The organism is Acinetobacter sp. T63, from assembly GCF_053852345.1.
Genome location: NZ_CM132659.1, coordinates 1,549,828 through 1,570,458, shown reverse-complemented (window position 1 = coordinate 1,570,458; position 20,631 = coordinate 1,549,828). Strand labels below are relative to the sequence as shown.

Below are 20,631 nucleotides of genomic sequence, written 5' to 3'. Positions count from 1 at the left end.
CATCAGTTGCAGAAATTACTCGCTTAAAGATTCTTGATCAAAAGCCTACACAAGGCCTATACAACTTCGTCCTATGCTGAAGCGCGATGAGAAAAATTCAAAACGCTATATTTAAAACTCTACACCCTGAGCGCAGCTCGACCTTTTGAAAGGTGGCATGATGACCCTCGGTTTTACCGCGCTGGAACTGGCCCGGATTCAGTTTGCTTTTACAGTTTCATTTCATATCATTTTTCCGGCCATTTCCATTGGTCTGGCCAGTTTTCTGGCGATTCTGGAATGGCGCTGGTTACGCAGTCGTAATCCGATTTATCAGGACCTGTTTAAATTCTGGGTCAAGATTTTTGCGGTCGCCTTTGCCATGGGGGTGGTTTCTGGCATTGTCATGAGCTATCAGTTTGGCACCAACTGGAGTGAATTTTCCCGTATCGCCGGCAGTGTCACCGGACCATTATTGGCCTATGAAGTGCTCACCGCTTTCTTTTTGGAAGCGGGTTTTCTCGGCATCATGCTGTTTGGTTGGGGACGGGTGGGACCTAAAGCACATTTTTTCTCGACTTTAATGGTCGCAATTGGCGCCTGTATTTCCATGTTCTGGATTTTATCAGCCAATAGCTGGATGCAAACTCCGCAAGGTTTCAGCATCGAAAATGGCATTCTGGTGCCACAGGACTGGTGGGCCATTGTCTTTAATCCGTCATTCCTGTATCGGCTGGCGCATATGGCTATTGCCGCCTTTTTGGTCTCTGCTTTGCTGGTGGCTGCCACGGCTGCCTGGCATTTACTTAAAGGCCGTCGGGATGCACTGGTAAAAACCTCGTTTTCGATGGCCCTGTGGCTGATGCTGATCTTAACTCCCTTACAGGTGCTGGTGGGCGATTTACATGGCTTGAATACCCTGCAACATCAACCAGCCAAACTGGCAGCGATGGAAGGGCATTGGAATACCAATCATGAGAAAGGCATGCCGCTGTATCTGTTTGGTATTCCAGATATGCAGGCCGAAGAAACCAAATATGTGCTGGCGATTCCCAACTTGGGCAGCGTAATTCTGACCCATTCGCTAGATGGCACCGTGACCGGTTTAAAAGAATTTGCCCCGGAAGATCGGCCCAATTCGACCATTGTGTTCTGGAGTTTCCGGATTATGGTCGGCTTAGGCGTGCTGATGCTGATTCTGGCGCTATGGGGACTGTGGCTACGTAAACGACAGCGTTTATATGAACATCGTCGTTTTCAGCGTTTTGCCCTGTGGATGGGGCCCTCTGGTTTTATTGCCTTATTGGCCGGCTGGTTTACCACAGAAGTCGGCCGCCAGCCGTGGGTGGTCTATGGGGTGTTACGTACCGAAGATGCCTTATCGCCAGTATCTGCAGAGCAGGTTGGCCTGAGTTTGATGATTTTTGTACTGGTGTATTTTGTGGTGTTTGGGATGGGCATTTATTACATGCTCAGACTGATGCACAAAGGGCCGGAACTGATTCATTCAGCGCCATCATCAGCCTCTGATGCTGAGCTTACTCAAGCCTCCAGACGGCCATTAAGCAGTGTCACCAAGCAGATCAACCCGCCCGTCGAGCGTCCCAAACAGGAGCAGGAGCCATGATGGATTTATCTTTGCTGTGGATTGGAATTATTGCCTTCGCGGTGCTGATGTATGTGGTGTTAGATGGCTTTGATTTGGGCATCGGGGTTTTATTTCCATTTTTTCCCGAGCAGGCAGAGCGGGATGTGATGATGAATACCGTCGCGCCAATTTGGGATGGCAATGAAACCTGGATGGTACTGGGAGGCGCCAGCCTGTTTGCTGCTTTTCCCTTGGCCTATGCCACGGTGCTTTCGGCCCTGTATTTACCGGTTGTTTTAATGGTGATTGCCTTAATTTTTCGCGGTGTTGCCTTTGAGTTTCGTTTTAAGGCCAACAGCAGCAAACATTGGTGGGATAAAGCCTTTATTGGCGGCTCTGTTTTTAGCAGCTTTTTGCAAGGCGTAATTCTAGGCGCTTATATTCAGGGTATTCGTACCGATCAGGGCATATATACGGGCCATGGTCTGGACTGGTTAACGCCGTTTAGCCTGTTTACCGGTGCTGGCGTGGTAATGCTGTACGCCACTTTAGGCTGTGGCTGGCTCATTTTTAAAACTGATCAGGCGCTACAGCAGCGCATGTACCATTTAATGCCGAAGATGCTGATCGGCCTATTGATTGTTTTAGCGGCAGTCAGTATTTATACCCCGATAACTCAGCCGCACATTGCCGAGCGCTGGTTTAATCTGCCGCAGTTACTGTATTTCTCTCCGGTGCCAATACTGGTACTGACCTTTACTTATCTAGCTTTAAAAGCCTGCCGGCAGCGGCAACAGTTTCGGCCGTTTTTGTATACGCTGGCCTTGGTATTTCTGGCCTATAGCGGCTTTTTAATCAGTTTATGGCCTTATATTATTCCGCCCTCGGTCAGCTTCTGGCAGGCTGCTGCACCGGAAAGCAGTCAGCGTTTTACTCTCATTGGCGCGCTGATTTTAATTCCGATTATTCTAGGTTATAGCGCGATGTCCTATTGGATTTTTCGCCATAAAGTCCGGGTGGGGGATGATGGCTATCATTAAAGAAAATCGACATGAAGCACATCATTATAGGTCAGTTATTCCCTTAGTCATCACGGAGCCGCAATGAAACGTACACAGCTGCTGTGGTTTATTGGTCTCTGGCTGGCCGGCTTTGTGGCTTTGGCGCTGATTGCCGGGGCTTTTCGTTTGCTGGTGCAATGGGCTTATTAAGCTGAATCATCTTCGGACTTTAAAAATCCACCTGAGCATTTTATTTACGGTTCTGTTTGCGATAGACACTTGGCCGCACCGGGCGGCTACTTTTCCAGAGGCCTTTTTTCCGTGCTCTGGCCTGAGTCTGTAAGGCACGCATATGCGCCAGCTGCTTGCGATCACGAATATAATCTTCATAGACCCAGGCGGCGCCACGTTTGACCAGTTCTTCATTGACATTTTTACGGTAGCGATAAATCACCCCGACATGGCGGCCATAGCGATCAATATCGGTAATTTTGACTCGCACCACCTTCTGGTGCAGCATAGTTTTGACCAGACGCCGGGTTTCCGGACCATAACTTTGGCTCGATTCTGGCGCATCAATATAGGCAAAGCGGATGCGGGTTTCTGAACGTCTTAAATTAAAACGGTATAGGGTGAGGGTATCGCCATCGCTGACCGCAGTGACCCGCGCCCAATAGGTTTTGCCTTTTTTAAAAGGTCGAAACAGTTGCTGCACAAAGCGGGAAATCTTACCCAACAGCATAAACGCAACAAGACAGCATCCAGCGGCCAATGCCAGCAGCCAGAAAGGGGAGAGTTCAGTCAACATAGACGCTTTCAATTCAGCTGAACAGACCAGCCAGCTGTAAACCGTGAAAAATAAAAGTGCTAGTGTAAAAGAAATGGCGCAATTCGCCGGTCGATTAAATCGCCAATTAGCTAGTTTTTAACAAATCAGCTACGCTGCAACGCCTGATCTGGCAAGGGCTTGAGCGATGTTTGAAATTTAATGAAGATAAAGCGCCTTGAATTTGAGTGATCTAAATAGCCTAAGTAAATTTTCTGACCTCATTTAAAATAGCCTAAGCATAATTAAGATTAATCTACTGAAATAGCCTAAGCAAAAATTTTAGAAATTTCCGCTCTTAAAAATGCATGACGTGCATTCTCTTGCATCTCCTTATACCAGAACATCCCCAAATCAATTTGCGGCAGGTCTACAGGCGATTCAAAAATATGTAGCTTCGGGTCAATATGTAAATGCCGCAAAATACTTTCCGGAATGGTCAGCATCGCCGTGTCATGCTGCGCCAGAATTTGCAGGGCAGTGGAATAATGCTGACAGCGTAATAACAGGGTTCGCGACAGCTGATTGCGCTTTAAATAAATATCTTCCAGCAGCAAGCCACTACGGCGTGAAGAAACACCAATATGCGGCGCAGACAAATATAATTCTTTATCTATGGATGAACGCTGGCTACAAACCACGAAGCGGTCTTGTACCAGCGCCTGAAACTGGATTTTATCGCCCAGCTTGTGTTCCAGATCAATCACAAAATCAATTTGCTGGGTCGCCAGATCATTGATCATGGTTTTACGGTCCAGCTTGCTGCTTAAAAACTGAATCTCCAGATTCAGCTGCTGAAAATGCTGCACCAGTTTGGGAAAAATAATCGGTTCAATTTCATCATGTATGGCAATTTTCAGGGTATGTACCATCGCCGGTTCAAACTGCTGTTTTTGCCGGGCAATATGCTGAATAGACAGCAGCGCAGTTTTAATAGTCGGATAAATCTGCTCGGCAAACGGCGTTGGTAACATCTGATGGCCGGTGCGAATAAACAGATCATCCTGTAACTGTAACCTAAGCCGTTGTAAAGCGTGACTGGTCGCCGACTGGCTGATACATAAGAGCTGCGCCGCTTTGGAAATATTTTTTTGTTCAAAAATCGCAATAAACAGCGGGTATAAATTAATATCAATACGATGAAAAGCACCCAGATCCATTGGGCTATTATTATGAATATTGTGCATAGTATTTAATTCAATAAAATCATTTCATGCATAATAATTTTTAGGTTAAGGTGTTGTAAAGCCAATATAACAACAGATTGAGGAAGCTACAGTCATGTTTGAATTGTCAGCACGCGCACAGGATTATCTCGAAAGAACCCAACAGTTTATTCAAACAGAAATTGAACCAATTGAGGCCGACTTTTGGCAGCAGGTGCATGAACTGAATCAGGGCGGTGACTGGACGCAATGGCAGTGGCCGGCGCAATTAGAAAGTTTAAAAGCCAAGGCCAGAGCCGCCGGACTGTGGAATATGTTTTTACCTTGTCCTGAATTAGGACAGGGCCTGTCAGTGCAGGAATATGCACATATTGCCGAACTGTCTGGCCGTAGCCTGATTGCCCCGACCGTATTTAACTGTAACGCGCCAGATAGCGGCAACATGGAAGTGTTATGGCGTTATGGTTCAGAACAGCAAAAACAGCAATGGCTGATGCCGCTGCTTGAAGGCAAAATCCGCTCGGTGTTTTGTATGACTGAACCGGCAGTCGCCTCTTCTGATGCGACCAATATGCAGGCCACGGCGGTGGTAGATGGTAATGAGATTGTCCTGAACGGGCGTAAATGGTGGTCATCGGGTCTGGGCGATCCGAATGCCAAAATCATTATTTTTATGGCGCATACCCCGGACGAAAGCAAAGACCGTCATCATCAACATTCAATGGTGCTGGTCCCGGTCGATACTGCAGGGGTGAAAATTGAACGTATGTTACCGGTGTTCGGCGATTACGATGCGCCGCATGGGCATGGTGAAGTCAGCTTTGACAATGTCCGCGTGCCAGTGGCCAATTTTATTGGCGGTGCCGGCCAAGGTTTTGAAATTGCCCAGGGCCGTTTAGGACCCGGCCGGATTCATCACTGTATGCGCTGTATCGGTGCGGCAGAAAAATCACTGGAACTGATGATTGACCGCGGCATGAACCGGACTGCCTTTGGTAAGGAAATCCTGAAACTGGGTGGCAACCTGGAGCGTGTGGCTGAAGCGCGTGTAGCAATTGATCAGGCACGCCTGTTAACACTCTATGCCGCCTATAAAATGGATACTTTAGGCAATATGGCCGCCTTAACAGAAATTTCTGCCATTAAAGTAGTGGCGCCAAGCGTGCTGGAAAAAGTGGTGGATATGGCCATGCAAATCCACGGCGGTGCTGGGCTGTCCCGCGATACGCCATTGACCGGTTTCTTTGCCCAGGCACGTGCCTTACGTTTGGCCGATGGCCCGGATGAAGTGCATAAAGGCATGATTGCCAAACTGGAACTGGCCAAACGTGGCTACAGTACCCGTCGTAAAAAATAAGTGGCAAAACACCAGAAACAGTGTGGGTCTTTACAGCTGAAAATGCTCTAATAGAGCAAGACCTAAAAAAGTGAAAAATCAGGAAAATAACATGTCAGTGATTGATGTTGGCGGTCAGGTTCGTGAAGGCGAGGAACTGGATATTCAGGCGGTAAGCCAATGGTTAAAGGCACAAGGGGTTGATGTTCAGGAACCCGTGGAAGTGACCCAATATTCAGGTGGTGCCTCTAACTGGACCTATCGTCTGAACTATCGTAATGCCGATTTAATTTTACGTCGCCCACCCAAAGGCACCAAAGCCAAATCTGCGCATGACATGGCGCGTGAATATCATGTACAAAAAAATCTGGCACCGTATTATCCGGTATTACCGCAGATGGTGGCGCTGTGTCAGGATGAATCTGTGATTGGCTGTGATTTTTATATCATGCAGCGCGTGGAAGGCATTATCCCGCGGGCCAAACTGTCGCCAGAACTGAACTTTGATGAAAACCAGGTTCAGGAACTGTGCATTAATGTGATTGATAAATTAATCGAGCTGCATCAGGTGCCGTATCAGGGCACTGAACTGGAAAAACTCGGTAAAGGTGAGGGCTATTGCCGTCGTCAGGTGGAAGGCTGGGACAGCCGTTATGAAAAAGCCAAAACCCTGAATGTGCCGTCATTTAAATATGTACGTAAATGGCTGCACGAGAATATTCCGGCAGATTCCACCACCTGCATTATTCACAATGACTGGCGTTTTGATAATGTGATTTTAAATCCGCAGCATCCAACCGAAGTGATTGGCGTGCTGGACTGGGAAATGGCAACTCTGGGCGATCCGCTGATGGATCTTGGTTCCGCTTTGGCCTACTGGGTAGAAGAAACCGATAACCAGATTTTTAAAGCCACCCGCCGTCAGCCGACCCATTTAAAAGGCATGTTCACCCGTAAACAGGTGGTCGATTACTATCTGGAAAAAACCGGCCTGCAACCGGAAAACTGGACCTTCTATGAAGTGTTCGGGATTTTCCGTCTGGCAGTGATCGCCCAGCAGATTTACTACCGTTATTATCATAAACAGACCAATAATCCGGCCTTTAAAGATTTCTGGATTGTGATTCATGCCTTGCATATCCGCGCCTTAAAACTGATTGGGCTGCAAAAAATTGAAGCCAATGAGCTGGCACAAAAATATATGGCCAAATTTAAGGAGCTGCTGCCGAAATGACGACCATTTATTTAATCCGTCATGGCCAGGCTTCTTTTGGTGCAGAAAGCTATGACCAGCTTTCGCCGAATGGGGAATTGCAGGCCAAACTGCTGGGGCAGTATTTTGACAACATCTTAAAAGAAGAACCCTATGTGGTGGCTGGTTCCATGCAGCGCCATCAGCAGACTGCACAGATCGCTCTGGCCGAATGTTTCCCTGAAGCTCATCTGGTCACCAATCCGGACTGGAACGAGTTTAACCATCAGCAGGTGTTTGCCCAATACGAACCGCGTTTTAATGAACCGCATTTATTAAAGGCCGATGTAGCCAAAGAGCTTAATCCGCGGGCGTATCTGGCAAAAATTTTTGAAGGTGCCATTGAACGCTGGACTGGCGGTGAATATCACCATGAATATGAAGAATCCTGGCCGCATTTCAAGGCTCGAGTCGAAACCGCCTTGCAAAACCTGTGTGATGAACTGGCCCAAACCAAACCGCGTTACGCGATTGTGTTTACTTCGGGCGGCGTCATTTCGGTTGCTGCTGGAAAAATTCTGGAACTGAATCCTAACCGGACTTTTGCACTGAACTGGGCCATCGCCAATACCAGCATGACCACTTTGCGTCTGGTTGGTAATGAGCCACAACTGTTAAGTCTGAATGAACATCATTTTATAAAAGCACAACATCCAGAATTATTAACCTGGATTTAATCAAGGAATAGACAGATGACCAAAACAATTTTAATTACCGGCGCAAGTTCCGGCATTGGTGCCGGTATGGCCCGCGAATTTGCACAAAAAGGCTATAACCTGGCCATTTGTGCGCGTCGTATGGAACGTCTGGAAAGCTTAAAACAGGAACTGGAAAGCAAGTACGGCGTGAGCGTGGCCGCAAAAACCTTAGATGTGACCAATTATGATCAGGTATTTGAGGTGTTTCGTGCCTTTAAAAAAGAGCTCGGCACAATTGACCGGATTATTGTCAATGCCGGGGTTGGTGAAGGCCGCCGGATCGGCAAAGGCAACTTTGCGATTAACCGCGCTACAGTTGAAACCAACTTTATTTCAGCGCTGGCGCAATGTGAAGCTGCGGTAGAAATTTTCCGTGCCCAAAACTCTGGCCATCTGGTGATGATTTCTTCCATGAGTGCAATGCGTGGTATGCCAAAACATCTGACGGCGTATGGTGCCAGTAAAGCCGGCGTTGCGCATCTGGCCGAAGGCATCCGTGCCGAGCTGATTGATACGCCAATTAAAGTCACCACCATTTTCCCGGGCTATATCCGTACCGAAATTAACGAAGGCGCGAAAAAATTACCATTTGAAGTGGATGAGCAAACCGGTTCACGTTTACTGGCCGCAGAAATTGAAAAAGCACCGGTAAAAGCCTATGTGCCGAAATGGCCATGGTTACCGCTGGGCTTGGCCATGAAAGTCTTGCCGTTAAAACTGGTCAATAAACTCGGTTAATTCATATTAATATCAAGTGAAAAGTTCCATTTGGCGCTTTTCACTTTTTATTTTAAATGTTTGTTTTAAATATTTGAAAATTTAAAAATATTTCATAGAAAGATAAAAATAGAGGGCTTATTTTGGTTAAAATAGGCCCGATTTTTTTGAAGATGATCGACAACGCGATGTTTCTGAAGCTTGCAACCTTGGGTTTAATTCCCGCCCTGATTATTCAAGGCCGCCGGGTCAAGAAAAATACCTTAAGACTGGCAGAGCCAGAAGGGGAACGTGAAGGCTCGAGGGGTCAGGGACAGGCCTTATCCATTTTGATTCTGGGTGATTCAGCCGCTGCCGGCGTTGGCGTTAGCCATCAGGAAGATGCCTTGCTCGGCGCGATTCTGGCCGGACTCACTTCCGAATTTCAGGTCAGCTGGAAACTGCATGCCAAAACAGGCAATACCACGGGGCAGGTCATTCAAAGCGTTCAGCAGCTGGACACTGAAAAATTTGATGTAGTGGTCACCTCGGTCGGGGTGAATGATATCACCAAATTGATACCAGCCGATATCTGGATTCAAAAACAGGCGCAGTTGTATCAGCTGATTGCAGCTAAATTCCAGCCACAGCTCATCCTTGCAGCAGGTGTACCACCGATGCAGCTTTTCCCGGCTTTACCGAATCCGCTGGCATGGCTGTTTGGCCAATATGCCAAGCAGATGAACCGTGAACTGCATAAATTTATTCAAAAACAGCCAAACATGGACTGGATTGAATATGACATTGCGCAATATCAGCAGATGCAACTGGAAATGGCCGAAGATGGCTTTCATCCGAGTAAAGAAATTTATCAAATATGGGGCAAAGAAGTAACACTCAAAATTAAACAACGGCTTAAGATGAATAAAGTGAATTGAGTTTGTCGCCTTATGATTGATGATCTTGAAATTGAAACCCATCCCTTTGAGCCTTTTTTACCCTCCAATGCCAAATTACTGATGATGGGCAGTTTTCCACCGCCCAAAAACCGCTGGAAAATGGAATTTTATTATCCGAATTATCAGAATGATATGTGGCGGATTTTTGGTATCTGCTTTTTTCAGGATAAAAACTATTTTTTAGACCTGCCGAATAAAAACTTTCAGCTCGAACTGATTCAAAACTTTTTAAAAGATACCGGTATTGCGCTGTTTGATACCGCCTACCGGATCAGCCGTTTAAAGGGCAATGCTTCAGATAAATTTCTGCATATTCACACCCCGACCGATTTAAATCGGCTGCTCCAGCAAATGCCGCTGTGCCAGTACATTATGACCACGGGTGATAAAGCCACTGATACCTTGATGGAATCAATGCCGGAAGGCACGCCGAAACCGGTAATTGGCCAATCTTCACAGGCGATCTTTGCTGGTCGAGAGCTGCATTTATACCGTATGCCATCTTCATCTCGCGCCTATCCCTTAGCGGTGGAGAAAAAGGCTGAACTTTATTGCGGTCTGTTTAAGGATGTCGGCCTGCTTTAAAAAAGAGAGGATGTCTTTGGCATCATTGATGGATATTCTACCCATCTAAATGCATGAATATGCACCTCCCGGACCTGGGTGAAATCCGACCAGATCAGCTTGCTGCCGCGTGTCCATTTTAACGGCGCAATTCTACGGCGCACCTGATGCATTTCCTCGGCAGTGGCCGGGCGTAACTCACCAATTTCAGCATATAAACGCACACCCGGATAAGTACGAAATTGACCTGACATCATTGATTTTAGCCAGAACGCGCGGCTACTGTTTACGGCCTGAATACAGGCCTGCGCATTATGTTTGAGATGCTGTTGCAGCGTGGCAGAGTAGGTATCAAAAAAGAAACCGGTGGGAGAGCTGTCGTTTAAAAATAAGGTTCCAATCGGGGTGATATTCGGGAGACCTTCTGGACTCACACTGGCGATGGAGCAGTGCATACTGGCGCGCTGCGCCTGCGCAACCACTTGTCGTATTTGCCCCCAGGTTTGAGCATCCATATTCTTGTTCATTTTTATACTCATTTTATAGTTAAAACCAGCATAATAAAGACCAGAACTATTGTTATGCGTGAAAGCGCAACTGCATATTCATCATAAATTGGATTTAAAAATAGAACGAGAGGAAATCTGACGAGCACAGCTCAGAAAAGAGCGAAAAACTTCGCTCTTTTTTCATGTTTCAGCAGTAAAAGCAGAATAAAAGGACTTAAGCTCCGTATTCCACATAATCCCATAAATTCAGGCGGGCTTTAATTTCCTTGCGGATTTGCGGCAACATCGGTAATAAAGTGCCATCAATCCATAAGCTGAGGGCTTGGGCTGAGAGCGGTTGCTGTGCATCATCCACCAGTTGTGCACCTTTGACCATCACCAAGGTTTCCTGTTCAGCCGCAGTTTCTACACCCTTAAACAACACCTGCAATTCAAAACCGGTGTCCTGAATCAGCCATTCCAGTTCCAGCTGAATATTCTCATTCGATTGCAACACTACCTGACCTTCAAGCTGCTCCGAGTCGGACAGGCAATCATGTTCGACCCGCACTTTGGCCAGAAACCACTCTTGCTGGCCCAATTCATTCAGGGTTTTAGTCGGGCTGAGAATATCACTTAATTTAAATTGACGGCTTAAATCAAAAAATTGCATGGGGAGAGATCTAAAAAGAAGAAAAATAAAGCGTGAATTTTAAAGTAATGTAGCAGGAGAGTAAAACCTTCTGGCGATAAATACGAAGTGAGAGATCACACAATCTCTCCGGGTATCGGGTTTGCTGCAAACCCATAGAGCAACTCGTATTCAATTATCTTGGTCAATGTATATTTACTGTAATGTGGATGTCATTACATCATCCACTCGATTGGGACATGGGTCATTAAATTCATCACAAAACGCTGGAAACTGGTGGTTTCCGGATCAACCTTGTGCTGAATCACTGAACCATCTTTTTGATAATCCAGCCAGATAATCTGTCCTTTCTCATCTAACCTTAGTTCATAGGCAATTTGCGGCAGGTACTGATTCAATGAATCTGAAATTTCATCCTGGAGTTCATCAGATTCCAGCACCAGCCCGACTTCGGTATTTAAAAAAGCCGAGCGCGGATCAAAATTAAAAGAGCCAATAAATACCTTGCCATCAATATCAAAGAATTTGGCATGCAGGCTGGAAGCACTGCGGCCTTTGGCTGGAATCACGTTACCGGTAATAATTTCATACCAGGTGCGTTCTTCGCGCTGAATATAACGCTTGAATTCATACAGTCGAATGCCACTGGCCAACAGCTGCGGCCGGTATTGCTGATAGAAGGCATGCACAATCGGTACATCATTGGCCATATACGAGTTGGTCAAAACCCGGATATCAATACCGTTTTCTGCCAGACGGCTCATATAATCGGTACCACGTTGAGTCGGAATAAAATAGGCAGACACCAGTTCCAGATGCTGATCGGGCGTGCCCATAATTTGGATCATCTGATGGTAAATCATCTCTTCATCTTTGGCTTTGCCCTGGATTTTTTCTGGCGGGTCGGCCACAAAATGCGCTTTGGCCCAATGATAGGAACGCTGTTTTAAATACTGCGCCACCTGCTGTTCGGCAAAACTGATCCGGCGTTGCACTTCCTGTTCATCCAGCTGCTGGCTGGCATATTTTTCCCGCAGCAAGGTCAAGCTATTACGATGGTATTTATTGCTGTTCTGGTCCATCAGCTGGACCAGATTAAAACTCAGTTCATGGTTCCAGAAGGCACGGAAATTATCGTTGGCTTTTTTGACTGCATTACCGGCAAAGAGAATATCTACATCGGTAAACTGAAAGTCATCACTGGCATCAAAATATTCCCGGCTGATATTGCGGCCACCGGTCACGGCAATCGCGCCATCGGCAATAATCAGTTTGTTGTGCATGCGGTGATTCACTGCCTGCATCCGGAAGGCATAATCCAGTGCCCGAAAATGACGGAATTTATAAGGATTAAACAGGCGAATTTTAAAGTTCGGATGATGGCTGAGTGCCAGCAAGGTATCGTCCAGTTGGGTGCCATTCTGGTCATCAATCAGTAACCGGACCTGTACCCCGCGGTCGGCGGCTTTGAGTAATTCGGCCAGCACTAAATGACCAATTTCGTCATCGGTCCAGATGTAATATTGCAGGTCTAAATGATGTTTGGCGTTATGAATTAAATGTAAACGTGAAGCAATACTGATAAATCCGTCATACAGCGGTAAATAGGCGGTTTGTCCGCGTTGTAGTTGTGCCTGTGCCTCTGGTTGCGGCATCCAGTGTTCAAAATCTGGTTCAATTGGCGCATCCTGCGCAGCATAGTTCTGTTCAAGCGAATTACAACCGGTACATGCCAGAATCAGACAGCACAACCAGATCATGTTGTAATATTTTAATGGCATCATTTTTATGAAGTAAATTTTTACTGATTCATATAGATTATCATGATGTTATAGGTTGAATCTGTTGATAAAAAGCGGTTACTGTAAGACATCTGTTAAAGACGTATCAAAAGGATGATCAATTTCATGAAATCAAGAGCTGCGGTCGCATTTGGTCCGGGTCAACCCCTTGAAATTGTAGAAATAGACGTGGCTCCGCCAAAAGCTGGAGAAGTCTTGGTTAAAATTAGTCATACCGGTGTATGTCATACGGATGCCTTTACCTTGTCAGGTGATGATCCTGAAGGGGTGTTTCCAGCCGTGTTGGGTCATGAAGGCGCGGGTGTGGTGGTGGAAGTCGGTGAAGGTGTGACCAGTCTTAAACCGGGTGATCATGTGATTCCACTGTATACCGCGGAATGTGGTGAATGTCTGTTCTGTCAATCGGGTAAAACCAACCTGTGCGTGGCGGTGCGTGCTACCCAGGGTAAAGGTTTGATGCCAGATGGCACCACCCGTTTTTCATATAATGGTCAGCCCATTTATCATTACATGGGCTGCTCAACTTTCAGTGAATATACTGTGGTGGCCGAAGTGTCACTGGCCAAAATTAACCCGGAAGCCAACCATGAACAGGTGTGCTTGTTGGGCTGTGGTGTAACCACCGGTATTGGCGCGGTGCATAACACTGCCAAAGTGCAGGAAGGTGACAGCGTTGCCGTGTTTGGTTTAGGCGGGATTGGTCTGGCCGTGGTGCAAGGTGCGCGTCAGGCCAAAGCCGGCCGTATTATTGCAATTGATACCAACCCGGAAAAATTTGAACTGGCCAAACAGTTTGGTGCGACTGACTGCATTAACCCGAATGATTATGAGCGCCCAATTCAGGAAGTAATTGTTGAAATGACCGGTTGGGGTGTTGATCATTCCTTTGAATGTATCGGCAATGTCAACGTGATGCGTTCCGCGCTGGAATGTGCCCATCGTGGCTGGGGCCAATCGGTGATTATTGGTGTGGCTGGTGCCGGTAAAGAAATCTCGACCCGCCCATTCCAATTGGTGACGGGCCGTAAATGGATGGGCACTGCATTTGGTGGCGTTAAAGGCCGTTCACAATTACCAGGCATGGTCGAGCAGGCCATGAAAGGTGATATTCAGCTGGAGCCTTTTGTTACCCATACCATGCCGTTAGAACAGATTAATGAAGCATTTGACTTAATGCATGAAGGTAAATCAATTCGTAGTGTAATTCATTTCGAGTCGTAATGACCTTATCTAAAAAACACCGGGCTTAGACCCGGTGTTTTTTTGTATCTGCACTCACAGAAACCATCACAACTGATATCTTTTTTCTATCAAAACTGCCCAGTCTCGCTACAAAGTAGAACTAGGCTGCATGCTTAAAGTCAGGAATATGCACAGAAAATTGTATATTCTTAAGCCATTTTAATTACAAAAAGAATATACAAAAACTGGGTATTTTTATTTACCGTGGGTTAAAAATAATTTTTATAGCTCTTATAATACATATTTGTATAGAAGTGTGATCTTATTTGCACTATAACCTGGAAAATGCGATATGAGTCATATTAATCTGCTTGAGGTATTAAAAGACAAGTCCAAACAGGTCACGCCTAAACTTGAGAAATCTCCTTTTCAGAAAGACTTTATTCGCGCCATTGAAATGATGCCACAACTGATTTGGGTTAGTTCAGCCGGACATCATCTATATAATTCTAATTTTAAACAGTATCTTGCTTCAGATGAGCAAAGCCTGACTGCTCAAAGCTGGCTGAATGCCATTCACCCGGAAGATGCCGAGCATCTGTGTTTTTTATGGGAAAGTGCGCAAAAAAGTGGTCAGAGTTTTGAAAAAGAATGCCGGATTCGGGATCGCCAGCAGCGCTATCACTGGTTTTTGTTAATTGCCCGAAATTCGCAGCAGCTCGAGGGCTGTGACCAGTGGATGATCAGTTGTACCAATATTCATGACAGTGCGGTGAAATATCGGGAAACCAAAGATACCTTACGTGCCCACACCCATATGCTGGATGTCAGTGTTGACTGTATCAAGATTGTCAAACCGGATGGCTCACTGTCGCATATGAACCGTTCAGGTTGCCAGGCTTTGCTAGGCAAAGAGCGGGAAAAGAATTTCGGCATGAAATGGCTTGATCTATTACCACCCGAAGCTCGTGAAAAAGGTCAGCAGGCCATTCGTGAGGCGATTAAAGGCAAAAATTCCCGTTTCCCGGGTATGAGTATTCACCAAGATGAAGTGAAATACTGGGACAATATGCTGACCCCAGTGCTAAACGAACACGGCGAAACCACCAGTATTTTATGTGTATCGCGTGATGTGACCTTGCAAAAAATTGCCGAAGATAAATTAAGACTCAGCAGTGAAGTCGATGATCTGACCAAGCTGATTAACCGCCGAACTTTCCGGAAAAAAACCAAACAGGCAATTCAGGTCGCCAAAGAAACCCGCACATTGGTCGGGGTCATGCTGATTGACCTGGATCATTTTAAAAATATTAACGATACCCTGGGCCATCAGGCCGGCGATCATTTATTAAAAGTATTGTCCAAACGCTTTCAAAAATATATTTCAGAACAGGTCAGTATTGCGCGCCTGGGTGGTGATGAGTTTGCCGTGGTGGTGCATTCGGTTGAAAATGAACAGCAGCTGATTGAACTGGCCAAGAAGTTTGCCAAACTGCTGGATGCACCCATTACCTATAGCGGCCGGATCATTAACTGCGGCATGAGCATTGGCTGTTCGATGTATCCCAAAGATGCCAGAGAAATTCCCGAACTGATGAAATGTGCCGATACCGCGCTGAATGACCTGAAAGCCGGTGGCCGCGGTGGCATCCGCATGTTTGATCATTCCATGCTGGCGGCGGTCCAAAGCAAGGCAGAGCAGCTGCAGACGGCACGCATGATTATTCGTGAACAGCGGATTGTGCCGTTTTATCAGCCGAAAGTGTGTATTGAAACCGGTGAGCTGATTGGCTTTGAGGCTTTATTGCGCTGGCAGGATGAACAGCAGCGTTATCGTTATCCGAAAGAGCTGTTAGAAGCCTTTAGCGATTATGAGCTGACCACAAAAATCAGCGAATTGATGCAGCAGGCGATTTTTAGCGATGTACAAAGCTGGATCAAACAGGGTCTACAGACGGTGCCGGTGTCAATTAATGCCTCGCCGGTGGAATTGATGCGCGATAACTACGCAGAAGTGCTGTTAAAACGGATGCAGTATTATCAGATTCCGGCGCAATTAATTGAAATTGAAATTACCGAGCAGTCACTGGCCGAGCGTGGCTCTGAATGTGTAATTCGTACCATCCATAAACTGAAACAGGCCGGTATTCGCATTTCGCTGGATGATTTTGGCACCGGATATTCCTCCTTAACCCATTTACGTGATTATCCGGTAGATAGCCTGAAAATTGACTGTGATTTCGTCAACCGCATCAATAGTGATAAATCAATTCAGGCCATTGTCGAAGCGATTATCAAGTTAGGGCCGGTTTTGTCCTTGGATATTATTGCCGAAGGCATTGAAACCAAGGAGCAGTTTGAAACCCTGAAACAGTTTGGCTGCCATTTTGGTCAGGGCTATTTATTTAGCAATGCTGTCAATCAGCTTGAAGCCAAGCAGATGTTAAAAGCCGCTTCATAATCTTCAAATTTCTACGATATAAAAATATAAAAACGGGCACATGGCCCGTTTTTATTTGCGAGGGAACAGAGGTTTAAGCAGTGAGAGCAGTATCACTATGCTGTAATACCTGTGCCATGGCATGTGCCACTGCATCGACATTGTTCTGGTTTAGTCCTGCCACACACATCCGGCCACTACGCACCAGATAAATACCAAACTCCTGCTTGAGCTGATCGACTTGGGCTGCACTCAAGCCAGTATAGCTGAACATGCCGCGCTGCCGGGTCAGATAGTCAAAAGATTGCCCCGGTAAGGCAAGTTCGAGCTGCTGTTTTAAACGCTCACGCATCTGTTGAATGCGCTCACGCATTTCGGTCAGTTCGTCCTGCCAGCTTTGGTACAGCGCCGGCGTGTGCAACACATGCTGAATCAGCATCGCGCCGGTAGTCGGCGGGCTGGAATAAATCCGGCGTACAGTGGCTTTCAGCTGGCCTAACACACTTTGGGCGGTGGTGGCATCATCACAAACTGCACTTAAGCTGCCAACCCGTTCGCCATATAAAGAGAAAATTTTGGAAAATGAATGGCTGACCAGAAAATTCAGGCCGGCCCTGTCCATCGCCCGGATGGCATAAGCATCTGCGTGAAAATCTTCGGCGAAGCCCTGATAGGCCATATCCAAGAGCGGAATTAGCTGCTTCTGCGCCAGTAGCTCAATCAGCTGATCCCACTGCGCTGGCAACAAGTCGGCACCGGTCGGGTTATGACAGCAGGGATGTAGCAGAACAATACTTTGTGCCGGCAGTTGTTGCAGGCAATCCAGCATGGCAGCAAAGTCCACCTGACCGTTATGCGGATCAAAATACGGATATTCATGACAGCGAATGCCGGCGCCCTGGAAAATCGCAATATGGTTATCCCAGGTCGGGCGGCTGACCCATAATTCAGAGGCCGGGAAATAGCGTTTTAAGAAATCTGCCGCCACTTTTAGTGCGCCCGAACCGCCCAGCGTTTGTAAGGTCACTACACGGCCGGCCTGACAGGCCGGACTATCTTCGCCAAAAATTAGTGCTTGGACGGCGCTGTTATAAGCCGGCATACCTTGCATCGGCAGGTACAGTTTGACCTTCTGCTGCTCGGCATTTAGGTCCTGATAAGCCTGCTGGATGGCACGCAACTGCGGAACCTGCTGGGCCTCGTTATAATACAGCCCGATGCTAAGATTAACTTTATGCGGACGCAGATCATGCTGGAATTCTTCCATCAGGGACAGAATCGGATCGCCGGCATAGGTATCGACATGTTGAAACATACAATCTTCCTGAATTAATAGCTTTTGGCTTTGATGAGCGCAGGATCGCGCGCCAGTTTTTTCTGTTTAAGGTAATAGGCCAGCGATAACAGGCCAATCCATACCGGCAGCAGACCGACTGCAATACGCATTGATGGGGTCTGGCTCATAATCACCAAGATACCGAGCATAAAGGCAATACACAGGTAATTGGTAAACGGATAGGCAATACTTGGGAACAGGGTTTGCTGTTGCTGCGCCAGCATCTGACGTTTAAATTTCAGATGGGTATAGGAAATCACCACCCAGTTAATCACAATGGCTGCCACCACCAGCATCATCAACAGGCTGAACGCCGTTTCCGGGAACAGGTAATTCAGCAGCACACAGAGCAGGGTGAAAAAGGCCGAAACCATCACCGCATTTACTGGAATACCGCGTGAATTGATTTTGCTTAAAAACTTCGGCGCATTGCCTTGTTCCGCAAGACCTAAAAGCATACGGCTGGTACAGTAGTTGGTGCTGTTATAGACCGACACCGCAGCAGTCAAGATCACGAAATTCAATACTGTGGCAACGCCTTGACTGCCTAAGGAGTCAAACATCATCACGAACGGGCTGCCGCCTTGTGCCATCTGGTTCCATGGATATAAGGCCAGAATAATCAGCAGGGTTAAAATGTAGAATAATAAAACCCGGTATACGATCTGATTGACCGCTTTCGGTAAGGTCTTTTTCGGGTTGTCAGTTTCTGCTGCGGCAATACCGACCAGCTCAATACCGCCAAAGGCAAACATGATCATGGCCATTGCCATCACCAGGCCCATCACACCATTGGGGAAAAAGCCGCCAAGTTCCCATAAATTGCTTAAATGCGCCTGCGGACCGCCGTTACCGGACGCCAGCAGATAGCTACCAAACACAATCATGGCCACAATCGCCAGCACTTTAATAATCGCCAGCCAGAATTCCATTTCACCAAACAGTTTGACATGCAGCAGGTTAATCACATTAATAAAAATAAAGAAGCCCAGCGCCGAGACCCAGGTCGGGATTTCCGGCCACCAGTAATGGATATACAGGCCAATGGCACTCAGTTCGGCCATGCAGACCAGCACATTCAGTACCCAGTAATTCCAGCCCGACATAAAGCCGGCAAACTTGCCCCAGTATTTATAGGCAAAATGACTAAAAGAACCACTGACCGGTTCTTCGACTATCATTTCACCCAGTTGACGCATCATTAAAAATGCAATCAGGCCAGCAATGGCATAACCCAGAATGACCGACGGGCCGGCCAGTTTAATGGTCTGGGAGATGCCGAGGAATAATCCGGTGCCAATTGAGCCACCGAGGGCAATGAGCTGGATATGCCGGTTGCTCAAGCCCTTATGTAGTTTGCCATCATGTTGTTGCATCTTTTATCATCCATGTAAAATCGACATCACTGTGTTGTTATTGTTTTGGCGCAGGTGATGTGATTGCTGAAATTTAAACATGCGTCGCCCCTGACACATGCCAAATCGCATGTGCAAGAGCGGCGTTGTCGGGATTTAGAACACCTGAAAATCAGGCAGAGACGTCAAGCACGCCACGTTTAATCTGGTCGCGCTCAATCGATTCGAACAGGGCTTTGAAGTTTCCTTCGCCAAAGCCATCATCTGCTTTACGTTGAATAAATTCGAAGAACACCGGGCCAATCATATTTTCCGAGAAAATCTGTAGCAGCAGGCGTTTTTCACCATCTTTGGTATTGCCATCCAGCAAAATGCCACGCTGTTGCAGCTCTACAGTCGGTTCGCCATGTTCCGGTAAACGTTCTGCCAGCATTTCATAATAGGTTGCCGGTGGTGGAGTCATAAACTTGGCGCCCAAGGCCTTGAGCTTGTCCCAGGTCGCTAGCAGGTCATCGGTTGAGAAGGCAATATGCTGAATGCCTTCGCCGTTAAATTCCGACAGGAACTCGGCAATTTGTCCGTTACCTTTGTCCGAGTCTTCATTCAGTGGAATACGGATTTTGCCATCTGGTGCAGTCAGCGCTTTTGAGGTCAGGCCGGTGTATTCACCTTTAATATCAAAGTAGCGGATTTCCTGAAAATTAAAGATTTTTTCATAGAAATTGGCCCAGTACTGCATCCGGCCTTTGTAGACATTATGGGTTAAATGGTCAATTTCTTTTAAACCGGTACCCACCGGGCGCGGATCAACGCCTTCAAAGAACTCGAAATCCTGCTGATAGATATCGCAGTCGACCAGAAAGATCGGTGAGCCACCAATGCCTTTAATCGCTGGAATATTCAGTTCCATAGGACCAATCACGTTTTTGATTGGTTCGGCACCGAGTTCGAGCGCTTTCTGATAGGCACGGGTTGCATTTTTGGTCTTAAAGCCCATGGCACAGGCCGATGGACCATGTTCATTAAAGAAATACGATGCATAGGATTCTGGCTGATAGTTCAGAATGATATTGATGTCGCCCTGACGCCATAAGTAGACATTTTTGGATTTGTGCTTAGCCACTTGGGTAAAACCGAGCGTTTGAAAAACTGAATCCAGAGCGCCATTTTCCGAGACAAACTCAATAAATTCAAATCCGCATAGCTCTAAAGGGTTAGCTAAGTTGTGCATGTTCCATCCTCATGTATGGTGAGCAATCCAATTGCTTCACTTGTTGTTTTTGCAGGAATTTCCTGAAATCAGGGAGTTCC

General features: G+C 46.7%; 19 protein-coding genes. 11 read left to right on the top strand and 8 right to left on the bottom strand.

Annotated elements, in window-relative coordinates:
* Positions 1-160 precede the first annotated feature (160 nt).
* The 3 genes from ACVLR6_RS07630 to ACVLR6_RS07620 all read left to right on the top strand — a co-directional run bounded on the left by ACVLR6_RS07630 (position 161) and on the right by ACVLR6_RS07620 (position 2,778).
* Positions 161-1,606 (top strand): cytochrome ubiquinol oxidase subunit I, encoded by a 1,446-nt coding sequence (locus ACVLR6_RS07630; RefSeq protein WP_455996167.1) that lies wholly within the window; start codon positions 161-163, stop codon positions 1,604-1,606.
* On the top strand, positions 1,603-2,607 hold the full coding sequence (gene cydB / locus ACVLR6_RS07625) for a cytochrome d ubiquinol oxidase subunit II (protein WP_455994856.1): 1,005 nt from the start codon (positions 1,603-1,605) through the stop codon (positions 2,605-2,607). The genes ACVLR6_RS07630 and cydB overlap by 4 nt, the downstream gene beginning before the upstream one ends.
* A 63-nt stretch (positions 2,608-2,670) precedes the next feature.
* A complete protein-coding gene (locus tag ACVLR6_RS07620; protein ID WP_005178219.1) occupies positions 2,671-2,778 on the top strand; it encodes a hypothetical protein in 108 nt (35 codons plus the stop codon).
* A 40-nt stretch (positions 2,779-2,818) separates the two neighbouring features.
* On the opposite strand, the gene ACVLR6_RS07615 is transcribed toward ACVLR6_RS07620, so the two are convergent.
* Both ACVLR6_RS07615 and ACVLR6_RS07610 read right to left on the bottom strand, forming a co-directional pair.
* Positions 2,819-3,376, bottom strand: a complete 558-nt coding sequence (locus ACVLR6_RS07615; RefSeq protein WP_005178218.1) for a thermonuclease family protein — start codon at positions 3,374-3,376, stop codon at positions 2,819-2,821.
* Positions 3,377-3,663: 287 nt separating this feature from the next.
* Entirely contained in the window at positions 3,664-4,581 is a 918-nt protein-coding gene (locus ACVLR6_RS07610) for a LysR family transcriptional regulator (protein ID WP_075174663.1), read from the bottom strand.
* 94 nt (positions 4,582-4,675) lie between these two features.
* Between ACVLR6_RS07610 and ACVLR6_RS07605 the strand changes: the two genes are divergently transcribed.
* The 6 genes from ACVLR6_RS07605 (at position 4,676) to ACVLR6_RS07580 (ending at position 10,086) form a co-directional block, all read left to right on the top strand.
* Positions 4,676-5,917: an acyl-CoA dehydrogenase family protein gene (locus ACVLR6_RS07605; protein ID WP_180006469.1), complete on the top strand. Its 1,242-nt coding sequence runs from the start codon at positions 4,676-4,678 to the stop codon at positions 5,915-5,917.
* Positions 5,918-6,008: 91 nt separating this feature from the next.
* Positions 6,009-7,130, top strand: coding sequence for a phosphotransferase family protein (locus ACVLR6_RS07600; RefSeq protein ID WP_168397691.1), 1,122 nt, complete (start codon positions 6,009-6,011; stop codon positions 7,128-7,130).
* Entirely contained in the window at positions 7,127-7,825 is a 699-nt protein-coding gene (locus ACVLR6_RS07595) for a histidine phosphatase family protein (protein ID WP_005178214.1), read from the top strand. The genes ACVLR6_RS07600 and ACVLR6_RS07595 overlap by 4 nt, the downstream gene beginning before the upstream one ends.
* 15 nt (positions 7,826-7,840) lie before the next feature.
* The gene (locus ACVLR6_RS07590) at positions 7,841-8,584 is read left to right on the top strand and encodes an SDR family oxidoreductase (protein ID WP_455994851.1); all 744 of its coding nucleotides are present in this window, start codon (positions 7,841-7,843) and stop codon (positions 8,582-8,584) included.
* A 167-nt stretch (positions 8,585-8,751) separates the two neighbouring features.
* Positions 8,752-9,480: an SGNH/GDSL hydrolase family protein gene (locus tag ACVLR6_RS07585; RefSeq protein WP_455994848.1), complete on the top strand. Its 729-nt coding sequence runs from the start codon at positions 8,752-8,754 to the stop codon at positions 9,478-9,480.
* Between the two features lie 15 nt (positions 9,481-9,495).
* Entirely contained in the window at positions 9,496-10,086 is a 591-nt protein-coding gene (locus tag ACVLR6_RS07580) for a uracil-DNA glycosylase family protein (protein ID WP_171065083.1), read from the top strand.
* Here the strand turns inward: ACVLR6_RS07580 and ACVLR6_RS07575 are convergent.
* The 3 genes from ACVLR6_RS07575 to ACVLR6_RS07565 form a co-directional block, all read right to left on the bottom strand.
* Positions 10,083-10,592 carry a pyridoxamine 5'-phosphate oxidase family protein gene (locus ACVLR6_RS07575; protein ID WP_455994845.1) on the bottom strand — a complete coding sequence of 170 codons (510 nt, stop codon included), beginning with the start codon at positions 10,590-10,592 and terminating at the stop codon, positions 10,083-10,085. The two genes, ACVLR6_RS07580 and ACVLR6_RS07575, sit on opposite strands and share 4 nt — an antisense overlap.
* A 196-nt stretch (positions 10,593-10,788) precedes the next feature.
* The gene (locus tag ACVLR6_RS07570) at positions 10,789-11,226 is read right to left on the bottom strand and encodes a hypothetical protein (protein WP_005178205.1); all 438 of its coding nucleotides are present in this window, start codon (positions 11,224-11,226) and stop codon (positions 10,789-10,791) included.
* A 194-nt stretch (positions 11,227-11,420) separates the two neighbouring features.
* Positions 11,421-12,989: a phospholipase D-like domain-containing protein gene (locus ACVLR6_RS07565; RefSeq protein WP_455994842.1), complete on the bottom strand. Its 1,569-nt coding sequence runs from the start codon at positions 12,987-12,989 to the stop codon at positions 11,421-11,423.
* A 123-nt stretch (positions 12,990-13,112) separates the two neighbouring features.
* On the opposite strand from ACVLR6_RS07565, the gene ACVLR6_RS07560 reads away from it, so the two are divergent.
* Both ACVLR6_RS07560 and ACVLR6_RS07555 read left to right on the top strand, forming a co-directional pair.
* Positions 13,113-14,228, top strand: coding sequence for an S-(hydroxymethyl)glutathione dehydrogenase/class III alcohol dehydrogenase (locus ACVLR6_RS07560; RefSeq protein WP_016658079.1), 1,116 nt, complete (start codon positions 13,113-13,115; stop codon positions 14,226-14,228).
* 313 nt (positions 14,229-14,541) lie between these two features.
* Positions 14,542-16,650: a sensor domain-containing protein gene (locus tag ACVLR6_RS07555; RefSeq protein ID WP_455994839.1), complete on the top strand. Its 2,109-nt coding sequence runs from the start codon at positions 14,542-14,544 to the stop codon at positions 16,648-16,650.
* 73 nt (positions 16,651-16,723) lie between these two features.
* On the opposite strand, the gene ACVLR6_RS07550 is transcribed toward ACVLR6_RS07555, so the two are convergent.
* From ACVLR6_RS07550 to hppD, 3 genes are all read right to left on the bottom strand, one after another.
* Positions 16,724-17,944 carry an amino acid aminotransferase gene (locus tag ACVLR6_RS07550; protein WP_455994836.1) on the bottom strand — a complete coding sequence of 407 codons (1,221 nt, stop codon included), beginning with the start codon at positions 17,942-17,944 and terminating at the stop codon, positions 16,724-16,726.
* Between the two features lie 14 nt (positions 17,945-17,958).
* A complete protein-coding gene (locus tag ACVLR6_RS07545; RefSeq protein WP_455994833.1) occupies positions 17,959-19,341 on the bottom strand; it encodes an amino acid permease in 1,383 nt (460 codons plus the stop codon).
* 151 nt (positions 19,342-19,492) lie between these two features.
* A complete protein-coding gene (gene hppD / locus ACVLR6_RS07540) occupies positions 19,493-20,551 on the bottom strand; it encodes a 4-hydroxyphenylpyruvate dioxygenase (RefSeq protein ID WP_168370186.1) in 1,059 nt (352 codons plus the stop codon).
* Positions 20,552-20,631 lie beyond the last annotated feature (80 nt).

Coding starts and splice junctions, on each gene's coding strand:
- ACVLR6_RS07570 (WP_005178205.1), bottom strand. CDS start 11,226: ATGCAATTTTTTGATTTAAGCCGTCAATTTAAATTAAGTGATATTCTC.
- ACVLR6_RS07550 (WP_455994836.1), bottom strand. CDS start 17,944: ATGTTTCAACATGTCGATACCTATGCCGGCGATCCGATTCTGTCCCTG.
- ACVLR6_RS07575 (WP_455994845.1), bottom strand. CDS start 10,592: ATGAACAAGAATATGGATGCTCAAACCTGGGGGCAAATACGACAAGTG.
- ACVLR6_RS07560 (WP_016658079.1), top strand. CDS start 13,113: ATGAAATCAAGAGCTGCGGTCGCATTTGGTCCGGGTCAACCCCTTGAA.
- ACVLR6_RS07545 (WP_455994833.1), bottom strand. CDS start 19,341: ATGCAACAACATGATGGCAAACTACATAAGGGCTTGAGCAACCGGCAT.
- ACVLR6_RS07600 (WP_168397691.1), top strand. CDS start 6,009: ATGTCAGTGATTGATGTTGGCGGTCAGGTTCGTGAAGGCGAGGAACTG.
- cydB (WP_455994856.1), top strand. CDS start 1,603: ATGATGGATTTATCTTTGCTGTGGATTGGAATTATTGCCTTCGCGGTG.
- ACVLR6_RS07615 (WP_005178218.1), bottom strand. CDS start 3,376: ATGTTGACTGAACTCTCCCCTTTCTGGCTGCTGGCATTGGCCGCTGGA.
- ACVLR6_RS07585 (WP_455994848.1), top strand. CDS start 8,752: ATGTTTCTGAAGCTTGCAACCTTGGGTTTAATTCCCGCCCTGATTATT.
- ACVLR6_RS07630 (WP_455996167.1), top strand. CDS start 161: ATGACCCTCGGTTTTACCGCGCTGGAACTGGCCCGGATTCAGTTTGCT.
- hppD (WP_168370186.1), bottom strand. CDS start 20,551: ATGCACAACTTAGCTAACCCTTTAGAGCTATGCGGATTTGAATTTATT.
- ACVLR6_RS07610 (WP_075174663.1), bottom strand. CDS start 4,581: ATGCACAATATTCATAATAATAGCCCAATGGATCTGGGTGCTTTTCAT.
- ACVLR6_RS07590 (WP_455994851.1), top strand. CDS start 7,841: ATGACCAAAACAATTTTAATTACCGGCGCAAGTTCCGGCATTGGTGCC.
- ACVLR6_RS07565 (WP_455994842.1), bottom strand. CDS start 12,989: ATGATGCCATTAAAATATTACAACATGATCTGGTTGTGCTGTCTGATT.
- ACVLR6_RS07555 (WP_455994839.1), top strand. CDS start 14,542: ATGAGTCATATTAATCTGCTTGAGGTATTAAAAGACAAGTCCAAACAG.
- ACVLR6_RS07595 (WP_005178214.1), top strand. CDS start 7,127: ATGACGACCATTTATTTAATCCGTCATGGCCAGGCTTCTTTTGGTGCA.
- ACVLR6_RS07605 (WP_180006469.1), top strand. CDS start 4,676: ATGTTTGAATTGTCAGCACGCGCACAGGATTATCTCGAAAGAACCCAA.
- ACVLR6_RS07620 (WP_005178219.1), top strand. CDS start 2,671: ATGAAACGTACACAGCTGCTGTGGTTTATTGGTCTCTGGCTGGCCGGC.